This window comes from Cribrihabitans neustonicus (assembly GCF_048820895.1).
GTDB lineage: Bacteria > Pseudomonadota > Alphaproteobacteria > Rhodobacterales > Rhodobacteraceae > Cribrihabitans_A > Cribrihabitans_A neustonicus.
Genome location: NZ_JBMERQ010000003.1, coordinates 146,465 through 164,783 on the forward strand (window position 1 = coordinate 146,465; position 18,319 = coordinate 164,783).

Annotated in this window: 17 protein-coding genes; 9 read left to right on the plus strand and 8 right to left on the minus strand. The window is 66.3% G+C overall.

Annotation, left to right across the window (positions count from 1 at the left end; genetic code table 11):
* Nucleotides 1–8: 8 nt before the first annotated feature.
* The gene (locus ACOHWE_RS10170; RefSeq protein WP_420666126.1) at nucleotides 9–2,042 is read left to right on the plus strand and encodes an AsmA family protein; all 2,034 of its coding nucleotides are present in this window, start codon (nucleotides 9–11) and stop codon (nucleotides 2,040–2,042) included.
* 221 nt (nucleotides 2,043–2,263) lie between these two features.
* Here the strand turns inward: ACOHWE_RS10170 and ACOHWE_RS10175 are convergent, their stop codons facing one another.
* Genes ACOHWE_RS10175 through ACOHWE_RS10190 form a run of 4 tightly spaced genes read right to left on the minus strand, consistent with a single transcriptional unit; the run spans nucleotide 2,264 to nucleotide 7,075 of the window.
* Nucleotides 2,264–3,760, minus strand: coding sequence for a phosphomannomutase/phosphoglucomutase (locus tag ACOHWE_RS10175; protein ID WP_420666127.1), 1,497 nt, complete (start codon nucleotides 3,758–3,760; stop codon nucleotides 2,264–2,266).
* Nucleotides 3,761–3,781: 21 nt separating this feature from the next.
* Nucleotides 3,782–4,615 (minus strand): 3-deoxy-8-phosphooctulonate synthase, encoded by an 834-nt coding sequence (gene kdsA / locus ACOHWE_RS10180; RefSeq protein WP_420666128.1) that lies wholly within the window; start codon nucleotides 4,613–4,615, stop codon nucleotides 3,782–3,784.
* 26 nt (nucleotides 4,616–4,641) lie between these two features.
* Nucleotides 4,642–6,438 carry a KpsE/RkpR family capsule polysaccharide export protein gene (locus ACOHWE_RS10185; protein ID WP_420666129.1) on the minus strand — a complete coding sequence of 599 codons (1,797 nt, stop codon included), beginning with the start codon at nucleotides 6,436–6,438 and terminating at the stop codon, nucleotides 4,642–4,644.
* Nucleotides 6,416–7,075, minus strand: a complete 660-nt coding sequence (locus ACOHWE_RS10190; protein ID WP_420666130.1) for an ABC transporter ATP-binding protein — start codon at nucleotides 7,073–7,075, stop codon at nucleotides 6,416–6,418. The genes ACOHWE_RS10185 and ACOHWE_RS10190 overlap by 23 nt, the downstream gene beginning before the upstream one ends.
* Before the next feature lie 253 nt (nucleotides 7,076–7,328).
* On the opposite strand from ACOHWE_RS10190, the gene ACOHWE_RS10195 reads away from it, so the two are divergent.
* Complete coding sequence (locus tag ACOHWE_RS10195) at nucleotides 7,329–7,937, plus strand: uracil-DNA glycosylase family protein (RefSeq protein WP_420666131.1); 609 nt, start codon at nucleotides 7,329–7,331, stop codon at nucleotides 7,935–7,937.
* Nucleotides 7,934–8,722: an SseB family protein gene (locus tag ACOHWE_RS10200; protein ID WP_420666132.1), complete on the plus strand. Its 789-nt coding sequence runs from the start codon at nucleotides 7,934–7,936 to the stop codon at nucleotides 8,720–8,722. Before ACOHWE_RS10195 ends, ACOHWE_RS10200 begins: the two co-directional genes overlap by 4 nt.
* Nucleotides 8,723–9,012: 290 nt before the next feature.
* Here ACOHWE_RS10200 and yghU read toward each other — a convergent pair whose 3' ends face one another.
* Nucleotides 9,013–9,888 carry a glutathione-dependent disulfide-bond oxidoreductase gene (yghU, locus tag ACOHWE_RS10205; RefSeq protein ID WP_420666133.1) on the minus strand — a complete coding sequence of 292 codons (876 nt, stop codon included), beginning with the start codon at nucleotides 9,886–9,888 and terminating at the stop codon, nucleotides 9,013–9,015.
* 269 nt (nucleotides 9,889–10,157) lie between these two features.
* Between yghU and ACOHWE_RS10210 the strand changes: the two genes are divergently transcribed.
* Complete coding sequence (locus ACOHWE_RS10210; RefSeq protein ID WP_420666134.1) at nucleotides 10,158–10,676, plus strand: YHS domain-containing (seleno)protein; 519 nt, start codon at nucleotides 10,158–10,160, stop codon at nucleotides 10,674–10,676.
* A 33-nt stretch (nucleotides 10,677–10,709) separates the two neighbouring features.
* Here the strand turns inward: ACOHWE_RS10210 and ACOHWE_RS10215 are convergent, their stop codons facing one another.
* Both ACOHWE_RS10215 and ACOHWE_RS10220 read right to left on the minus strand, forming a co-directional pair.
* Nucleotides 10,710–11,108, minus strand: coding sequence for a cupin domain-containing protein (locus ACOHWE_RS10215; protein WP_420666135.1), 399 nt, complete (start codon nucleotides 11,106–11,108; stop codon nucleotides 10,710–10,712).
* 276 nt (nucleotides 11,109–11,384) lie between these two features.
* Nucleotides 11,385–11,999 carry a GcrA family cell cycle regulator gene (locus tag ACOHWE_RS10220; RefSeq protein WP_420666137.1) on the minus strand — a complete coding sequence of 205 codons (615 nt, stop codon included), beginning with the start codon at nucleotides 11,997–11,999 and terminating at the stop codon, nucleotides 11,385–11,387.
* A gap of 170 nt (nucleotides 12,000–12,169) precedes the next feature.
* On the opposite strand from ACOHWE_RS10220, the gene ACOHWE_RS10225 reads away from it, so the two are divergent.
* Entirely contained in the window at nucleotides 12,170–12,982 is an 813-nt protein-coding gene (locus ACOHWE_RS10225; RefSeq protein ID WP_420666139.1) for an ABC transporter permease, read from the plus strand.
* A gap of 24 nt (nucleotides 12,983–13,006) precedes the next feature.
* Here the strand turns inward: ACOHWE_RS10225 and ACOHWE_RS10230 are convergent, their stop codons facing one another.
* Nucleotides 13,007–14,254 (minus strand): MFS transporter, encoded by a 1,248-nt coding sequence (locus ACOHWE_RS10230; protein ID WP_420666140.1) that lies wholly within the window; start codon nucleotides 14,252–14,254, stop codon nucleotides 13,007–13,009.
* A 397-nt stretch (nucleotides 14,255–14,651) separates the two neighbouring features.
* Between ACOHWE_RS10230 and ACOHWE_RS10235 the strand changes: the two genes are divergently transcribed.
* From ACOHWE_RS10235 to ACOHWE_RS10250, 4 genes are all read left to right on the plus strand, one after another.
* The gene (locus ACOHWE_RS10235) at nucleotides 14,652–15,836 is read left to right on the plus strand and encodes an aspartate aminotransferase family protein (RefSeq protein ID WP_420666141.1); all 1,185 of its coding nucleotides are present in this window, start codon (nucleotides 14,652–14,654) and stop codon (nucleotides 15,834–15,836) included.
* A gap of 113 nt (nucleotides 15,837–15,949) precedes the next feature.
* On the plus strand, nucleotides 15,950–16,876 hold the full coding sequence (gene argF, locus ACOHWE_RS10240) for an ornithine carbamoyltransferase (protein ID WP_420666142.1): 927 nt from the start codon (nucleotides 15,950–15,952) through the stop codon (nucleotides 16,874–16,876).
* 75 nt (nucleotides 16,877–16,951) lie between these two features.
* Nucleotides 16,952–17,527, plus strand: coding sequence for an isochorismatase family protein (locus tag ACOHWE_RS10245; RefSeq protein WP_420666144.1), 576 nt, complete (start codon nucleotides 16,952–16,954; stop codon nucleotides 17,525–17,527).
* A gap of 72 nt (nucleotides 17,528–17,599) precedes the next feature.
* A complete protein-coding gene (locus ACOHWE_RS10250; protein WP_420666145.1) occupies nucleotides 17,600–18,319 on the plus strand; it encodes an SDR family NAD(P)-dependent oxidoreductase in 720 nt (239 codons plus the stop codon).

Below are 18,319 nucleotides of genomic sequence, written 5' to 3' on the forward strand. Positions count from 1 at the left end.
GCGGGCTGATGAAGCTGACAATCCGGGTCATCGTTGCGGTGCTGCTGACCGCGGCCCTTCTGGCCGGGCTGGTGCTCTTGCTGCCGGGCGAGCGAATCGCGCAACTGGCAGCCGCACGGCTCGAGGCGCAGACCGGTCGCAAGCTGACTTTCGGCGGAGATGTTGAACTGTCCTTCTGGCCCGCCCTTGGCATTAAGGCCGATGCGGTGAGCCTCTCGAATGCCGAGTGGGCGGGGCCCGAGCCCTTCCTGCGGGCCGAGCGGCTGACCATCGCGATGGAGCCCGCGGCGCTCCTGCGCGGCGACGTGCGGATCACCGGCCTTTCGGCGGTGCTGCCGCATCTGAACCTGGAGACCCGCGAGGACGGCACTGGCAACTGGCAATTCGGCTCTTCCCCCGGGCGGGCCGCCGAGCCGGACGCGGATGCAGGCAGCGCCGCCCGGCCGGTGCTGATCAAGAACATGGAGCTGACCGGCGCCTCCCTGCGCTATGCCGCGCACGGCGAACAACCGGTCACGGTGGAGAACATCGACCTGTCGCTCAGCTGGCCCAGCCGGGCGGAGGCGGCGGACCTGCGCGTCACCCTGCGCCCGGCCGGAACGCCGGTTGGCGTGCGGGCAGAAGTACAGGAATTTACCCGTTTCCTCGGCGGGGCAACCGCGCCGCTCGACGCAACGCTGACCGCGCCCGGCGGAACCCTGCGCTTCTTCGGCACCGCCGCCACCGGCGGCGCCGCGCAGGGTCGGCTGGTGGCCGGCACGCGGGACTCGGTTGCCTTTTTGCGCGCCCTTGGCGTGCCGGCGGCCAAGCTGCCCGAGGGGGTCTCCCTGCCGGTTTCGCTCTCGGCAGAGGCTTCGCTGGAAAGCGGCGGGCGGCTGGCTCTGCGGGACCTGCAATCCGAGGTCGCGGGCAACCGGCTGGCCGGCGCCGCCGACGTCCAGCCCGGCGCGGTGCCGCGCATCACCGCGCAGCTGACCGGCGGCAAGCTGGATGTCTCCGACCTGCTCGTCCATCTGACCGGGCAGGGCGGGGAACCGGGTGCGGCACCGTCCGCCCCAGCCGCCGGGATGGCGCAGGGCTGGCCCGAGACCCCGATCGATGCGGGGTTCCTGGCGCTGGCAGACGGCACCCTCGATCTCAGCTTCGAAAGCCTCGACACCGGCGATCTGACGCTTGGCGCGAGCCGCCTCACCCTCACCAACGAGCGCTCCCGCGCGGTGCTGCAATTGCAACCGGCCGCGGCCTTCGGCGGCAGCCTGCAGGGCCAGCTCGTGCTCAACAACCGCAGCGGCCTGTCGGTGGGCGGCGACCTCGCCTTTGACAGCATCCGTCTGGAACGCGCGCTGGGCGAGTTGATCGGGTTTGCAAAACTCAACAGCCTGGCGGACGGCGAGCTGGAGTTCCTGGGCAGCGGCGCGTCGGTGGCGGAGATCATGCACTCGCTCAGCGGCAAGGGGCGGGTATCGGCTGGCAGGGGTTTCTTCACCGGCTTCGATCTGGAGGAGCTGATGCGCAGCGGCCGCGGCAATGGCGGCAGCACGGTCTTCGACAGCCTGGGCGCCAGCTTCACGGTCAGGGAGGGCGTGCTGCGCAATTCGGACCTCCTGATGCGGCTTAAGCAGCTCTCCATCGCCGGGGAGGGGCAGGTGGGTCTCGGCGCGCGAACCCTCGACTATACCTTCACCCCGGCGCTGGAGCGGGACGGCGCACGGCTGTTCTCCATACCGGTCCGCGTCACTGGCTCCTGGGAGGACCCGGAGATCCGCCCGGACCTCTCCCGCGCGGCGGAGCCGGAGATCGATGCTCTGAAGGACGTTCTCAAGGACAAGGCCAAGGACAAACTGCGCGAAAAGCTGAAGGAGGAACTGGGCCTCGAGCTCCCGCCACGCACGGTTCCCGCTCCTTCCGAAGCACCGCTGGCGGCCCCCGATCAGCCCCCGGCCGCCGCCGCACCCCCTGCGCAGGATCTGAATGAGATACTGAAGGAACGGATCGAGCAGGAGGCGCGGGAACAGCTGAAGCGTCTGCTGGGCGGAAACTGACTCCCGCCATGACACTTCCAAGCCCGTAGCCATAGCAGGGAGGCAAAGGACCCCGGGTTCTGCCGAGCGTATCCTTGGCGCGGCCGCTGCCGCCCCACGCTGGATGGCGCGCATGTAAGGGCGGCACTGGCGCCGTATCGCTTCCCGGAAAAATGAAGCGCCCGCCAAAGGCGGGCGCGGATCGCTTGCGTGAGCAGGCGAAAAACCTCATGAGGAGCGGATCAGATGGTCTGGTCGTAGTCGCCCACCTGCGGCTCTGTCCGGATCACCGCGTCGATACCGGCAAAGATTGCCCGCATCTCTTCTTCGCTCTGCGAGCTCTCGCAGACCACCACCAGGTTCGGTGTGTTGGAAGACGCACGCACCAGACCCCAGGAGCCGTTGTCCAGGATCACCCGCGCGCCGTTTACGGTGACGACCTCCTTGATGGCACGGCCGGCGAGGGTTTCGCCTGCTTCGTGTTTGGCCACCAGCTTCTGCACCAGGCGCTCCAGCACGGCGTATTTCTCGGTGTCGGCGCAATAGGGCGACATGGTCGGGGTCGACCAGGTCTTCGGCAGGGCCTTGCGCATGTCCGACATCTTCATGTCCGGGTTGCGGTCCAGCATCTTGCAGATCTCCACCGCCACCCGCATGCCGCAGTCATAGCCGCGGCCCACCGGCTCGGCGAGGAAGTAGTGCCCGGATTTCTCAAACCCTGCGAGGGCGCCGATTTCCTTCACCCGGCGCTTCATGTGGCTGTGGCCGGTCTTCCAGTAATCCGCCTTCACGCCGTTCTTCTTGAGCTCCGGGTCGGAAGCGAAGAGGCCGGTGGACTTCACATCCGCCACGAAGGTGGAGCCGGGGTGCAGCTTGGAGAGATCGCGGGCCATGATCACGCCCACCTTGTCGGCAAAGATCTCCTCGCCCTCGTCGTCCACCACGCCGCAGCGGTCGCCGTCGCCGTCAAAGCCAAGCGCCAGGTCGGCGCCGGAGGCTTTCACGCTCGCCGACATGTCGTGCAGCATTTCCATCGCTTCGGGATTGGGGTTGTAGTGCGGGAAGGTGTAGTCGAGCCGGTTGTGGCTCTCGACCACCTCGACGCCCATGCGCTTGAACAGCTCCGGCGCAAAAGCCGAGGCGGTGCCGTTGCCGGTGGCGCAGACCACTTTCAGAGGGCGGGACATCTTGAAATCGCCCACGAGGTCGTCGAGATAGGCTTCCTTGACGCCATCCACGAATTCGTAAGAGCCGCCGGGCCGCGCTTCGCCTTCGCCGTTCAGCACGATATCGCGCAGCTCGCCCATTTCATCCGGCCCGTGAGTCAGCGGGCGGTCAAAGCCCATCTTCACCCCAGTCCAGCCGTTCGGGTTATGCGAGGCGGTGACCATGGCGACCGCGGGCACATCCAGGTGGAACTGGGCGAAATAGGCCATCGGCGACAGTGCCGGGCCGATGTCCTTTACCTGGATGCCCGCCTGCATCAGGCCCAGGATCAGCGCGTTCTTGATCGCCAGCGAATAGTCGCGGTAGTCGTTGCCGACCGCGATCACCGGCTCGATCCCGCGTTTGCGCATCTGGGTGCCGAGCCCGAGCCCCAGCGCGGTCATTCCGGGGAGGTTGATCTCCTCCGGGTATTTCCAACGGGCATCATATTCGCGAAAGCCGGTCGGCTTGATCATCGCATCGCGCAGGAAGCTCCAGGTGTTCGGGGTCACCTCAGGCTGCGGTTTGGTCATGTCTGAAATCTCTTTGCTGGGTCAAATACGGATGGGGTCGGCCTTGGCCAGCGCATCAAAGCGCATCAGGCTTTCGATCAGCTGCGGCATCTGGTCGAGGTAGATCATGTTGGGCCCGTCGGAGGGCGCATTGTCCGGATCCTGGTGGGTCTCGATGAAGACCGCGGCAATCCCGAGCGACACCGCCGCGCGCGCCATCAGCGGCGCGAACTCGCGCTGCCCGCCGGTGGAGCCGCCCTTGCCGCCGGGCTGCTGCACCGAATGGGTGGCATCCATCACCACCGGGTAGCCGCTCTGCGCCATCTGAGGCAGCGCCCGCATGTCGGCCACCAGGGTGTTGTAGCCAAAGGAGGTGCCGCGTTCGGTCAGCAGGATATTGGTGTTGCCGGTGCTTTCGACCTTGGCGACCACATTGGCCATATCCCAGGGCGCCAGGAACTGGCCCTTCTTGATGTTCACCGCCTTGCCGGTACGCCCTGCGGCCAGCAGCATGTCGGTCTGGCGGCACAAGAAAGCTGGAATCTGCAGGATGTCCACGGCCTCCGCCGCCACCGCGCATTGCTCTTCGGTGTGCACATCGGTCAGCACCGGCACATCGAATTCGCGCCGGATCGTGTCCAGCACCTTCAGCCCTTCGTCGATGCCGAGCCCGCGCTTGCCCGCAAGCGAGGTGCGGTTGGCCTTGTCGTAGGAGGCCTTGAACACGAACTGCGCACCGGCCCTCTCGCAGGCTTCCTTCACTGACCCGGCGATCATCCGGGCATGTTCGGCGGTTTCCAGCTGGCAGGGGCCGGCAATGACGGTCAGCGGACGGTCATTGCCGATGGTGAGGCCGGCGATATCGATGTTTTTCATGAGCTTCCGAGGGGCTTCCGATAGCGTTACGAGGAGACCTGCTCGCGCAGGATGGACGCGGTCAGGGAACACATCAGATAGATACCGGAAAAGATCAGGAAAGCCAAAACGGTATTCTCGAACTTGCGCGGATAGGAGGGTTCCTGGCTGGCCACCGGCTCCACCGCCGTGGTGAGGTAGCGGACCTGGCGGTTGGCCTCCAGGCGGGTGGTTTCCACTTGCTGCAAGGCCGATTGCAGCATCAGGTCGCGAGTGGCGAGGTCGGCCTGCGCCATCTGGATCTGAATGCGCAGGTTTGCGAGCGAGTTTTCGCCTGCCGAAGCGTCGATCATCCGGTTGTTAAGGTTCTCGATCACTTGTTCCAGCCGCGCGATGTCGGCTTCCGCGCCCGAGACCTTGGCCCGGTTGGGCCGCGCATTGTCCAAAAGGGCGGCGAGTTCCAGCCGCTTTTCCTCCAGCTGGATCTCGAAAGTGCTGATTTGCGAGCGCAGGGAGGCCACCACGCCCTCGGGGTCGAGGACCGAACCGTGCTGCTGCAGCACGACCAGCTGCTCTTGCGCGGCCCGGCGCTGGGCTTCGGCCTCGGCCAGCGCGGCCTCGGCTTCCGACATTTGATCGGCACGTTTCTGGTGGGACAGGTTGTTCACTTTCTCCTGCGCGTAGGAGATCAGCTTGCGCGAGAACTCGGCCGCTATCTGCGGATCGGCGGCAGAGACCTCCATCCGCACCACGCCTTCAGTCGGATCATAGCCGATTTTCACGTTGCGCGAATAGGTGCCATAGGCTTCTTCGTTCGAGGGTTGGGGCTCCAGCCGTTGAATGGGATCGATCCAGTCCTGCGTGAAATGAGACTTGAAGCCCGCTTCGCGGTCGAGCCGCAGCATCGCCTCCTTCGATTGCAGGTAGCTCTGCACAGCGATCGAATCCTGGCTGGTGGCGAACTGCGTGCCGCTGAAAAGCCCGCCGACGCCACCGCCGGCACTGTCGGCCTTGAGCACGAGAAACTCCGATTTCGAGGAGTACATCGGCGTTGCGACTTCGTAGAAGTAATAGCCTGCGGCCAGCGTCGGCACTATCACGAAGAATGACAGCCGTGCCGCCAGCATGGTGAGCTTGCGGCGGCGGCGGCGGGCGATGCCAATCTGGATCTTCTGGATTTCCTTCGCCCGCCGCTCCGCCGGGCTGAGTTCGGCCGAGGGCAGCGTGGTCTTGGAGGCGGGCACCGTCTGCGGCAGCTGCACGCGGCCCGGGGCGGGCGGGCTGCCGGGCGGCTGCGCGCTGTTCTGCGGCACCACCAGCTCCAGCATGTTGGCGCGCTTGAACGGGTCGATGCCGCGCGCCCGCAGCATGTGCACCGCCTCGAAATCCGAGGCCGCGGGCAGGTTGTGCTTCTGCGCCATCCGCCGCGCCAGCCGCAGCTGGCGCCCGGTCAGCCCTTCCTTGCGGATACCGGCGAGGTCCTTCTCCAGCTTGGTTTCGCTGGCCGAGCTGACCAGGCCGGTGAGCGCCGTGGCCGCCTGCGGTTTCGGTCCGGAGGCGCCTGCGGGCGTGCGCGCGGGCCCAGCGGCGGGAGAATGGCTGTGCGCAGGCGCGGCATCGTGCGCCGGAGCCTGTGGCGGTGCAGGGCGTTCTGCGGGCTGCGGCGCAGGTTTCTGAACGGGGTGTGCCGGGGCTTCGGGCGGCGCCTGTGCAGCCTCCAGAGGCGCCGGGCGGGCAGGGGCCGCGGACGCCTGTTCCGCCGCCGCGGCACCGGATGGCCCCGGCGCGGCAGCCGGGGAGCTGCGGCGGATGCGGAATTTCCTAGCTCTCGGTTTCGTAGTCATAGAGCTGTTTCGCTTCTTCAAGAGTGTCGAACATATGCAGCTGGCCCTGCAGCAGCACTGCTGCCGACCGCGCGAATTTCTCCAGCGTCTTCGCCTGGTGGGAGACGATGATGATAGTGGTGGTCTGCAGCCGCTCCTTCAGGATCTCGCCCGCCTTGCGGTTAAAATCTACGTCCGTGGTGCTCGGCATGCCTTCGTCGATCAGGTAGATGTCGAAGTCCAGCGCCAGCATCAGGGAAAAGCTGAACCGCGCCCGCATCCCCGAGGAGTAGGTGCCGATCGGCTGGTCGAAATACTCACCCAGTCCGCACAGCCAGCGGCAGTAGGCCTCCACGTAGTCTGGATCGAGCCCGTAGAGCTTGGCGATGTAGCGGCTGTTCTCCATCGCCGAGAGGCGGCTGACGACGCCGCCCATGAAGCCGAGCGGGAAGGAGACCTTGCAGTTGCGGCGGATTTCGCCCTCGTCAGGTTTCTCCAGCCCCGCCATCATATTGATCAGCGTGGTCTTGCCGGTGCCGTTCGGCGCGAGAATGCCCAGCGAGCGCCCGGCCTCCACCCGGAAGGAGACCTGGTCGAGGATCACCTTGCGCTGGGTGCCGGTCCAGAAGGACTTGCTGACATTTTCAAATTCGAGCATCGCTGGTTCCGGTGCTGCCCTTCGGCCCGCTGGCGGGGCGCTTGCTGCCTCATGCTGCGCAGGCCTCACACGGGACCCGCAGGGTTTTCCTATCAAAAGAGAGTTAAGGGGCTACGCCGCGATTTGGGCTTTATTATGTCGAATTGTGACGTAATTGATCAATGGAGTTTTAACCATGATGCTCTGGCGGCGGCGGGCGGGAAACACGCAGTGACATGCCAGAAACAGGTAGGCAGACGGGCAGGAGGCTGCGATGGACGCAGATGGCGCTGACACCGCAAAGGCGCTGAAACACAGCATCCGCGGCTGCCGGATTTGCGCGGAGCGCTTTGCCGCCACCGCCACCGCGCATGCGCCGCGCCCGGTGGTCTGGTTCCGCCCCTCGGCGCGGATCCTGGTCGCGGGCCAGGCGCCAGGGGCGCGGGTGCACGAGAGCGGGCGCCCCTTCACCGATGCCTCGGGCGACCGGCTGCGGGGGTGGATGGGGCTGACCGAGGCGGAATTCTACGACAAGGACCGCGTCGCGATCGTGCCGATGGCCTTCTGCTTTCCCGGCTACAGCCGCCAGAAGGCCGATCTGCCGCCGCCCCCGGTCTGTGCGCGGACCTGGCACCACCAGGTGTTGGCCTGCCTGCCCGAAGTGCAGCTGAGTGTGCTTGTCGGCGGCGCAGCACACCGTTATCACCTCGGCATCAAGGCGCCGGTGGGCGAGGTGGTGCGCAACTGGCGTGAACATGCGCCGCAGGTCTTCCCGCTGCCGCATCCCTCCTGGCGCAACACCGGATGGCTGAAGAAGAACCCCTGGTTTGAAAGTGAAGTGCTGCCCGCACTGCGCGCCCGGGTGAAGGAGCTGATGCGATGAGCGAAGAGACCCCTCTGGATCAGGCCCACGCGGCGATGGAGGCTGTTGGAAGCGATGCCGCGCGGCTGCGGTTCTACGAACGGCTGGGCGACAGCCAGCTGTTCCTGCTGCTCGCCGCCGAGGCAGAGGGCGAGACGATCACGCCCGAGCTGTTCGAGACGCCGGAAGGCCGTTTCGTGCTGGCTTTCGACAGCGAGGACAGGCTGTCGCAGTTCGCGGGCCGCGCAGTGCCTTATGCGGGCCTAACCGGCCGTATGGTCGCGCAGATGCTGGCGGGGCAGGGGATCGGCCTGGGGCTGAACCTTGAGGTCGCGCCCTCGTCGATGCTGCTGCCTGCCGAGGCTGTGGATTGGCTCAACCTGACACTCAGGCACGCGCCGGATGAGGTCGAAGCCCGCATCGAGTCGTTTGTGCGCCCCGCGGGCTTGCCCGAAGCGCTGCTCTCCGCACTGGAGGCCAAGCTGGGCTCGGCGGGCGGGCTGGCGCAGGCAGCTTACCTCGCCGGGGTGCGCTACGCCGGCGGCGGGCAGGGGCACCTGCTGGGCTTCGTCGGCGCCGCAGATGCCGCGCGCGCGCCGCTGGCCAAGGCGGCGGGTGAGGCGCTCACCTTTTCGGGGGTCGAAGCCGGGGCGATGGACGTGGGCTTCTTCGAGGCGGACGAGCCCGCCGCGGCCAGCTTGGCGCGGGCCGGGCTGCGGTTCGAGCTGCCCGCGCCGCCCGGGCCGAAGGTGCGGACCGTCGAGATGCCCGGCAGCAACCCGGACAAACCGCCGCGCCTGCGCTGAGGCGGCGAGGCTCGCCGTGGGCTGTGGTCTCACCGGTTTAATCAGTGCCGAAAGGCAGCAAAAAGGGGTTCCCGCGCGTTCCGGTGCCATTGGGAAGGGGCACCGCTCCACCCGGGCCGCGTTAGGCGCGGGCCCTTGCCTGATCCGCTGACGCTCGGGTCGCCTGCGGGGCTTCCGCAGTGCCTTCAAACCCCGCTGCCGGACAGCGCGACGAAATAAGCGCCGCACGGAGCGCGGTGCCCGGCTCAGGGCCGCCGCGGCTGCGGGCGCGGGAGCGCGTCCCTGGCGCCCTATTCGGCGGCCTGCTCCAGCTTGTCCTGGGTGCGGGTCTCGAAATCGCTGGCATCGTGGCGCTCATGCAGCTGCATGTGCAGCTCGCCGAAGGCGCGGTTCACCTTGCGGCCGCGCTGCACCGCGGGGCGCTCGTCGATCGCCTTGGCCCAGCGCATCACATTGGTGTAGCTCTCCACGTCCAGGAACTCCGCCGCATCGTAGAGACGGCCCAGCACCAGCTGGCCGTACCAGGGCCAGATCGCCATGTCGGCAATGCTGTAGTCCTCACCGGCGATGAAACTGCGCCCGGCGAGCTCGCGGTCCAGCACGTCGAGCTGGCGCTTGGTTTCCATAGCGAAACGGTCGATCGGATACTCGAACTTCTCCGGCGCATAGGCGTAGAAATGCCCGAAGCCGCCGCCCAGGTAGGGTGCGCTGCCCATCTGCCAGAACAGCCAGTTCAGCGTCTCGGTGCGCGCCGGACCCTCCTTGGGCAGGAAAGCGCCGAACTTCTCGGCTAGGTAGACCAGGATCGAGCCGCTCTCGAACACCCGAAGAGGCTTGTCGCCGCTGTGATCGGCCAGCGCCGGGATCTTGGAGTTGGGGTTCAGTTCCACGAAACCCGAGCCGAATTGGTCGCCCTCGCCGATGTCTATCAGCCAGGCGTCGTATTCCGCGCCCTCGTGACCGGCGGCCAGCAGCTCTTCCAGCATGATGTTCACCTTCACGCCGTTCGGAGTGGCCAGCGAATAGAGCTGCAGCGGGTGTTTGCCCACCGGCAGTTCCTTGTCGTGGGTGGGGCCGGCAATGGGCCGGTTGGTGGAGGCAAACTTGCCGCCGTTCTCCTTGTCCCAAGTCCAGACCTTGGGCGGGGTGTAGGAAGCGTCACTCATCTGTCGGGCCTTCTTTTCCGGTTGATCCGTTGATCCTTGTGCAGGCACTGGCGCAGAGGGCGCCGCCCGGCTCCGGCAGAGATAAGCGGTTTTCCGCAAATTCCAATGGCCTTGCGTACCCGGCGTGGGGAAAAGGCCCGGACCCTCACGCCCGGATCATTGCGCGACACAAGCACGTGAAGCCTGCTTCGCGTCTGCGCCGCAGCCGCTATGGTCGCCTTCAGGCCCGCTGGATACCGGGCACAGAACGGAACAAAAGGAACAATGCCATGAAGCGATTTGCCTTTGCCGCCGCCGCTGTCCTGTCGACGGCCCTGCCGGGTTTTGCAGGGGAACAGTATATCGATGGCACCGGCTATGCGGTGTCGGGCTACGACGTGGTGGCCTACCGCGGTCTTCCGCAGACGGAACCGGGCACGCCGCAGCGCGAGGGCGTGAAGGGCAGCACGGAATTCACTGCCGAATACAACGGCGCAACCTGGGCCTTCGCCAGCGCCGGTAATCGCGACGCCTTCCTGGAGCGCCCTGAGTTCTACGCGCCGCAGTACGACGGGCATTGCGCCTATGGCGTCTCCAAGGGCGGCAAGGTGCCGGGCAATCCGAACCTGTGGCGGATCGTCGATGACAAGCTGTATCTGAACATTACCAAGACCGTAGTGGGCTTCTGGGAAGCAGACATTCCCTCCAACATAACCCTGGCCGAGGGCAACTGGCCGGCGATCGAACCGGCGGCGTCCTCCCGCAATGTGATCCCGAACTTTACGTCGGATGCGCCGGTGGGGAACTGACGCGCGCCGGCCGGCGTCAGGGCCGGCAAAGTGTTATTCCGTTGGGGCCATCAGCGGCTTGCCGGCTTCGCCGAACTGGAACACGACGAACTTCGCGCGGTTGTCCGCGCTTGCGTTGGAGCCGACCATTCCAATGCCGGGCATTTCGTAAAAAGCCTCCCCGGCGGAATATTCAACTGGCTCCTGACCGTCGATTTCGAGCCGCAGTGCGCCTTCGAGCACATACACAAACAGGTGCCCCGGATGCATGTGGTGTTCGGTTTTCCAGCCGGGGTCCACATCGAAGGTGACGATATTTGCCTCGGTGCCGGGCATGCCGTCCACCATTGTCTTAAGTATGGGCTCCGATTTGGTCTCCGCCGAGGCGGGGCCAAGCAGAAGCGCGGCCGCCGCACCAAAGGCGGCGCAGGCCGATACGAAATGGCGTCTCATGAGAACCTCCTTGGAATGCGCGCTCCGGGCCGGAGACGGGCGGTTAAGGACGGCTCAATCATACGCCAATCGGGCGCATTTGGGGAGGTGGGTGTAAGCGAACTTTAATGTGGTGCCGATACGCGCGGCGCCCCTTGGGCGCCGGCGTGCGCCATCAGGCCGCCCCAACCGGACCTGGCACCGGCGTAGAGCGGCCGGGAGCCTGTCAGGTATAAAAAAGGCGCCCGCAGCGGGCGCCTCTAGGAATAAGGTGGCAGCGGTCTTGCCGCTGGCCGCTCAGCGGCGGCGGTCGCGGCGCGAGGACATCGGCTGGAACGCCACGCCCACATGCGCCTCGCAATACGGCTTGCCCTGCTGGGTGGGCAGGCCGCAGAACCAGAAATCTTCGGTCGCGGGATCGCCCACGGGCCATTTGCAGGTGCGCTCGGTCAGCTCCATCAGGCCGAGCTTCTTGGCCTTCTTCTCGACCTCGTTCACCTTGGCAAGTGCTTCCGGGCTGATCTCGTTGGCCGAGGGCTGCGGCGGCAGGGGCTGGCCTGCGGGAATGATCTGCCGGCGCGCCGGGGCCGCGGGCTTGGCCTCCGCTGCAGGCGCGGCCGATGCGGGCTGCGCGGCCGCAGGGCGGGCAGGCTCGGTCTTCGGCTGCGGCTTGGGTTTGCTGGCGGCGGGCTTCGGCGCCGCCGTGGGGGCGGCGGCCGGTGCCGGCTTTTCTTTCGGCTCGGCCGGCTTCGCGCTGCTGCCCGCGGTGCGGTTGGACAGGCCGAGGCGATGCACCTTGCCGATTACCGCATTGCGGGTCACCCCGCCCAGCTCCTTGGCGATCTGGCTCGCCGACTGGCCCTCGCCCCACATTTTCTTGAGCAATTCGACGCGCTCGTCTGTCCAGGACATCTGTTGCCTTTCCAAGCTAATAGCGGCCCCAGGGATCTGCGGCCGCCATCGTATTCCGTGATTGCCCCTTATTCTAATCACTGCGGGCGGAGTTACAAGGCGTCTTGCGCCTGTTGCTGAGCCCGTTATGCAAGCGGGGCAACGGCAGGAAACGCATCACAGGGGGCATCATGGCGGACCAGGGTTATCAGGCCGGGCTGGGCGAGCGCAGGTTCGGGCGGGTCAACTGGCTCGGTCTGCGCACGCTGGCCTGGCGGGAAATCAAGCGCTTCCTCGTGGTCTGGACCCAGACGCTGCTGGCGCCTCTGGTCACTGCGGCGCTGTTCCTGATGATCTTCAACATCGCGATCGGGCCGCGCCGCGGCGAAGTTATGGGGGTGCCTTTCCTCACCTTCCTGGCGCCGGGTATCCTGATGATGACGGTGATACAGAACGCTTTTGCCAATACTTCCTCGTCGATCGTGATTGCCAAAGTGCAGGGTAATATCGTCGATACGCTGATGCCGCCGCTCTCGGCGCTGGAGATTCTGCTTGGCTATCTGGCCGGGGCGGTGGCGCGCGGGCTGTTCGTGGCGCTGGGCATCGGGCTCGGGCTGATGATCGCACTGCAGATCGTGCCGGCGCACCCGCTGGCGGCGCTGGCATTTATCGTGCTGGGCGCCGCGTTCCTCGGCGGGCTGGGTATTGTCGCCGGCGTATTTGCCGAGAAATTCGACCAGATGGCGGCGATCACCAATTTCATCGTGACCCCGCTCGCCTTCCTGTCCGGCACATTCTACTCGGTTCAGGCGCTGCCGCCGGTGCTGCGCTCGATCTCCTATGCAAACCCGGTGTTCTACCTGATTGACGGGGTGCGATTCGGCGTGATCGGCACCTCTGACAGCCCGCCCTTGCTCGGGCTCCTGATCTGCGGCGGGGCGACATTTGCGGTCTGCCTGCTGGCCTGGGCGATGCTGCGCAGCGGCTACCGGCTGAAGGCCTGAGCCGGACCGCCCGGTCCTCCGGCGTCACTGCGCGGGCAAAGGCGGCGTACCTGCGGCTGCCGGGCCTGCTCGCCCGCGTCCGAGCCGCGGGTGAAGCCGTCCGGCCAGCAGTGCCGCCACTGCTGCGGCTGCCGCTCCGGCGGCAAAGACCCCGGACACCGGCGCCGCAAGCAGCACCAGCCAGGCCATCCCCGGCGTCAGGATGCCGGAAACGTCCCGGTAGCTGGAGTAAACCGCTGACATCTCGGTGCGTTCAGAGGGTTTCACCGCCATCAGGAAGGGCAGCCCCGCGCAGATGTCCAGCTCGATCAGCGCCAGCGAGCCGAGCACCAGCAGTGCGACCGCGGCCGCTGGCATTGCCTGCGCGAGTGCGGCGAGGAAGAAGCAGCAGGCGACTGTGGCAAAGCCGCTGCGGATTGCAAAGCGGATCGAGGTAGCCTGCACGAAGCGTTGCAGCAGCGGCGTACAGAAAAGTGCTGCATTGGTTAGCGACAGCAGGATTCCGCCCAGCTCCTGCCCCAGCCCGGCGCCGATTGCGTAGATTGGCAGGTAGACCACGTAAATCCACCAGCCGCAGGAGCGGATTACAGCAAACAGCCAGCCCGCCACCAGCCGCGGCTGCGCCAGGAAGCGCGGCAGGAAGGCAAGCGGGCTGGCAGCACGCACGCCGGGGCGGGCACGCGCGATTTGGCGGCCGTTGCCCATGCGCATCCGCCAGAAGGCCGCCAGCATAATCAGCGCCGCCGCGCCTGAGACCAGGAAGGGCGCTGGCGGCCACCACTCCAAGAGAAGCACCCCGCACATCGGGCCGGCGGTCCAGCCCAGAGCGGAATAGAACATCCGCGAGGTCTCGCAGCGGCCCAGCTCCACCCGGTGAATGTAATCCAATACGTAGGCGTTGAAGCAGATGAAACAGGTGACCGCCGCGACCGTGTTGAGCGCCAGCGCCGCGATCGCAGCCGGGGCCCCGTCCATGAGCGCGCATCCCGCCGAGGCCACGAACATCAGCGCCCCCAGCGTGTAGGTCCAGCGCCGCGGCAGCAGCCGGGCCAGCGCAGGCAGCAGCAGCCCCGCGGCAAGCGACAGCAGGCCCACCGCGAAATAGGACGCCGACACCAGCCCCGCATCCCCCAGCGCTCGGTACATGATCAGCGGAAACACCGAGATCAGAATGCCGCGCACCACTGCTTCAAGTCCGGCCAGCACCGCGAATTGGCGGATCGAGGGCACGGGCGCGTGGCGAAGCCATTCGGGAATCCGTTTTTCGTGCATCCCTGCGCTCCTGTGCCTGTTCCGGCATCATGGCGGCTCCAGCCGGGCGGGCTTGCCGGAATCCGGCGCAGGCGTCGCTGGCAGGCCAGGCGGGAGGGAAAATCTTCCCTGCCGGTATTGGCGCCGCTTGCTTGCGCAGCGCCGCACCGCGGCGGAACGGCAATTGCATCTGTACAAAAGCGCTTTCTTTCTGTTCAAACCTCCGTTATGGAAGCTCTCCATGATCAAACGCGCACATACCGCCTCGTCGCGACGCCGACGCCGCACGGCCCCGGCCGCCGTTTGATCCTGCGCGCCGCTGCCCGCGGCGCAGCCTCCCCGTTATCACATCCCCCAATTGACCAACCGGCCCGGCTTATGCACAGCTTTGGCCTCCACCTCTAAAAGGATGATCCCGATGATCCCGTCCGTTCTGCCAACCTACAACCGCGCGCCGCTCGAATTCGTGAAGGGTGAGGGCGCCTGGCTGATCGAGGCGGACGGGCGCCGATTCCTGGACCTGGGCTCGGGCATCGCGGTGAACGCGCTGGGGCATGCTCATCCGGCGCTGGTGTCGGCTTTGACAGAGCAGGCGCAGAACCTTTGGCATGTCTCCAACCTCTACCAGATCCCGCAGCAGCAGGCGCTGGCCGACAAACTGGTGGAGCACAGCTTTGCGGATACTGTTTTTTTCACCAACTCCGGCACCGAGGCCTGCGAGCTGGCAGTGAAGATGGCGCGCAAGTTTTTCTACGATAAAGGACAGCCCGAGCGGGTGGACATCATAACCTTTGACGGCGCCTTTCACGGCCGCTCCTCGGCGGGTATCGCCGCAGCGGGGTCGGAGAAGATGACCAAAGGCTTTGGCCCGCTGCTGCCCGGCTTCGTTCATCTGACCTTCGGTGACCTGGATGGCGTGACCAATGCCATCAGCGAAAAAACCGCCGCGGTTATGATCGAGCCAGTGCAGGGGGAGGGCGGCATCCGGACGGTTCCCGATGCCGAACTGAAGGCGCTGCGCCGGATCTGCGACGAGCATGGCCTGCTGCTGATCCTCGACGAGGTGCAATGCGGCGTTGGCCGCACCGGCAAGCTGTTTGCCCATGAATGGGCGGGCATCACTCCCGACATCATGATGGTGGCCAAGGGCATTGGCGGCGGCTTCCCGCTGGGCGCTGTGCTGGCCACCGGCGAGGCCGCCAGCGGCATGACCGCGGGCACCCACGGCTCTACCTACGGCGGCAACCCGCTCGGCTGCGCTGTGGGCTGCGCGGTGCTGGATGTCATCACCGGCCCGGAGTTCCTGGCCGAGGTGAACCGCAAAGCAGGGCTGCTGCGGCAGAAGCTGGAAGGGCTGGTGGCCGATCACCCCGGCATCTTGGAAGACGTGCGCGGCAGCGGCCTGATGCTGGGCCTGAAGTGCAATCCCGAAGCCTGCACCAGCGCCGATTTCGTGAAGCAGGGCTACGAGGAACAGCTGATCACCGTGCCGGCCGCGGACAACGTGGTGCGCCTGCTGCCGCCGCTCACCCTCAGCGACGAGGAGATCGGCGAGGCCGTCAGCCGCCTGGCCCGGACCACCGCCCGCATCGGCAGCGCCTGACCGTCATCTTTCTTGAAATACTCCGGGGGGGGCGCCTTGGATGCGCCATTGGTTCAAGCTCCAGTGGCGGCGGGCGGCGCCCCCGGCCTTTCCCAGCCAGAAGCGATAGAGACATGAAGCATTTCCTCGACATCCACAAAACCGATCCTTCCGACCTGCGCGCCATCATCGACCAGGCCCGGGTCACGAAAGACGCGCGCCAGGGCCGGCCGCGGGCGGCGCTTGATGACGAGCTGCCGCTGAAAGACCGGATGGTGGCGCTGATCTTCGAGAAACCCTCGACCCGGACCCGCGTCTCCTTCGACGTCGGCGTGCGGCAGATGGGCGGGCAGACCATGGTGCTGTCGGGCAACGACATGCAGCTCGGCCATGGCGAGACCATCGCCGACACCGCCCGCGTGCTCAGCCGCTATGTCGACATGATCATGATCCGGACCTTCGACGAAAGCGTGCTGATCGAGATGGCCGAATATGCCGATGTGCCGGTGATCAACGGGCTCACCGACCGCACCCACCCCTGCCAGATAATGGCCGATGTGCTCACCTACGAAGAGCACCGCGGGCCGATCCAGGGCAAGAAGGTGGTCTGGTGCGGCGATGGCAACAACGTGTGCGCCTCCTTCATCCATGCCGCCGGCCAGTTCGGCTTCGACCTCACCTTCACCGGCCCGATGCAGCTGGACCCGGAGGACGAATTTGTCGGTCTTGCCCGCAAGGCCGGCGCCAAGGTGGTGATTGAGCGCGACCCGGTGAAGGCGGTCGGGGGCGCCGACCTGGTTGTCGCGGACACATGGGTTTCGATGCATGACAGCCAATCCTCCAAGGAGCGCCGCCACAACATGCTGCGCCCCTACCAGGTGAACGACGCGCTGATGGCGCATGCCAAGCCCGACGCGCTGTTCATGCACTGCCTGCCCGCCCACCGGGAGGAAGAGGTGACCTCGGCGGTGATGGACGGTCCGCAGTCGGTGATCTTTGATGAGGCAGAAAACCGGCTGCATGCGCAAAAGGCGATCATGCGCTGGTGTTTGGAGGCTTGAGGCGGCACAGCCGCTGGATTGCCGGCTCAATCTCTGCGACCCTCGCGGCAACCGATTTGCCGCGAGGGTTTTTTCATGCACCGCAACACCGCCCTGCTCATAGTTGATATGCAAATGGAGATGGCCAATGTGACCGCGTCCGGACGGCAGCGGGCCAACCCGGAGGCGGAGGATAAGACTGCCGCGCTGGCCGCCGCCTTCCGCGCCGCCGGGCTGCCGGTGGTGCATGTGCTGCATGACGACCCGCGCCCCGCCAGCAAATTCCGCCGCGACCTTCCCAGCGGCCGGCCGATGCCCTGCGCCATCCCGCAGGAAGGGGAGGCGGTGCTCTGGAAGACCGGCTCCTCAGGGTTCGTTGATACCGGCCTCGCAGAGCATCTGCGTGAGGCGGGGGTGTCCCGGCTGGTGATCCTGGGCGGTGTCGCGGCCTTCTGCGTGAATTCGACGGCGCGCTCCGCGGCGAACCTCGGCTTCGAGGTGAATGTGGTGGAGGATGCGCTGATTGCCTTCGACCTGCCCGCGCGCAAGGGCGGGATGCTGGACGCGGAGGTGGTTCTGGAAGTGACGTTATCGGCACTCCACGCTGGCTTTGGCCGGGTGCTGCCCGCTGCGGAGGTACTGGAGGAACTGGCGGACCTGCCGCCTGCATGAATGGCGCCAAGCGCTTGCCGGCTGGCGCCATCGCCCCAAGTATCCGCAGAGATATCGGGAAGGGGGCATGCCATGCAAGACCACGCCAGCAAACCTGCCGCGCTGATTGTCGGAGTGGGCCCGGGCCTGTCGGCCTCCTTTGCGCGGGCACTGGCCCGGGCGGGATACGCGCTGCATCTGACGGCGCGCAACATCGGCAAACTGGAGGGGCTGGCGGCTGAGACCGGGGCGGAGCTGCATGAGCTGGACGGTACCGATGCAGAAGGCGTCAGGCAGCTGGTGGAAGGCATACAAGGCGGTCTGCGGGTGGTCTGCTACAACCCGTCCGCCCTGCAACGCGGCCCGATTGCCGAACTCGACCCGGAAACCGTCCGCAAGGCGGTTGAGGTCACCGCCTTCGGGGCGTTCCTTCTGGGGCAGGCGGCGGCGCGGCGCATGCTGGCGCAGCCGACGGAGGATGGCCGTTTGGGCACGATACTGTTCACCGGCGCCTCCGCGGGGGTGAAGGGTTTTGCCAATTCCGCGCCCTTTGCCATGGGCAAGTTCGCGCAGCGCGGCCTCGCACAATCCATGGCGCGGGAACTGCACCCCAAGGGCATTCATGTCGTCTGGGTTAATATAGACGGGGCGATCAGCACGCCGGAGCGGGCCCGCCAGGCGCAATCCGGAGGCAAGGAGGACAGCCTGCTCGATCCGGATGCAATTGCCCGCGAATACATGCATCTCATCGGTCAGGACCGCTCGGCGTGGAGCCATGAGCTGGTGCTGCGGCCTTGGGTCGAGACGTTCTAG

Excerpts from the sequence above, each read along its gene's own strand:
- argF (WP_420666142.1), top strand. The coding sequence starts at position 15,950 with ATGAAGCATTTCCTCGACATCCACAAAACCGATCCTTCCGACCTGCGC.
- ACOHWE_RS10225 (WP_420666139.1), top strand. The coding sequence starts at position 12,170 with ATGGCGGACCAGGGTTATCAGGCCGGGCTGGGCGAGCGCAGGTTCGGG.
- ACOHWE_RS10245 (WP_420666144.1), top strand. The coding sequence starts at position 16,952 with ATGCACCGCAACACCGCCCTGCTCATAGTTGATATGCAAATGGAGATG.
- ACOHWE_RS10200 (WP_420666132.1), top strand. The coding sequence starts at position 7,934 with ATGAGCGAAGAGACCCCTCTGGATCAGGCCCACGCGGCGATGGAGGCT.
- ACOHWE_RS10235 (WP_420666141.1), top strand. The coding sequence starts at position 14,652 with ATGATCCCGTCCGTTCTGCCAACCTACAACCGCGCGCCGCTCGAATTC.
- ACOHWE_RS10195 (WP_420666131.1), top strand. The coding sequence starts at position 7,329 with ATGGACGCAGATGGCGCTGACACCGCAAAGGCGCTGAAACACAGCATC.
- ACOHWE_RS10215 (WP_420666135.1), bottom strand. The coding sequence starts at position 11,108 with ATGAGACGCCATTTCGTATCGGCCTGCGCCGCCTTTGGTGCGGCGGCC.
- ACOHWE_RS10220 (WP_420666137.1), bottom strand. The coding sequence starts at position 11,999 with ATGTCCTGGACAGACGAGCGCGTCGAATTGCTCAAGAAAATGTGGGGC.
- ACOHWE_RS10210 (WP_420666134.1), top strand. The coding sequence starts at position 10,158 with ATGAAGCGATTTGCCTTTGCCGCCGCCGCTGTCCTGTCGACGGCCCTG.
- kdsA (WP_420666128.1), bottom strand. The coding sequence starts at position 4,615 with ATGAAAAACATCGATATCGCCGGCCTCACCATCGGCAATGACCGTCCG.
- ACOHWE_RS10175 (WP_420666127.1), bottom strand. The coding sequence starts at position 3,760 with ATGACCAAACCGCAGCCTGAGGTGACCCCGAACACCTGGAGCTTCCTG.
- yghU (WP_420666133.1), bottom strand. The coding sequence starts at position 9,888 with ATGAGTGACGCTTCCTACACCCCGCCCAAGGTCTGGACTTGGGACAAG.
- ACOHWE_RS10230 (WP_420666140.1), bottom strand. The coding sequence starts at position 14,254 with ATGCACGAAAAACGGATTCCCGAATGGCTTCGCCACGCGCCCGTGCCC.
- ACOHWE_RS10250 (WP_420666145.1), top strand. The coding sequence starts at position 17,600 with ATGCAAGACCACGCCAGCAAACCTGCCGCGCTGATTGTCGGAGTGGGC.
- ACOHWE_RS10190 (WP_420666130.1), bottom strand. The coding sequence starts at position 7,075 with ATGCTCGAATTTGAAAATGTCAGCAAGTCCTTCTGGACCGGCACCCAG.
- ACOHWE_RS10170 (WP_420666126.1), top strand. The coding sequence starts at position 9 with ATGAAGCTGACAATCCGGGTCATCGTTGCGGTGCTGCTGACCGCGGCC.
- ACOHWE_RS10185 (WP_420666129.1), bottom strand. The coding sequence starts at position 6,438 with ATGACTACGAAACCGAGAGCTAGGAAATTCCGCATCCGCCGCAGCTCC.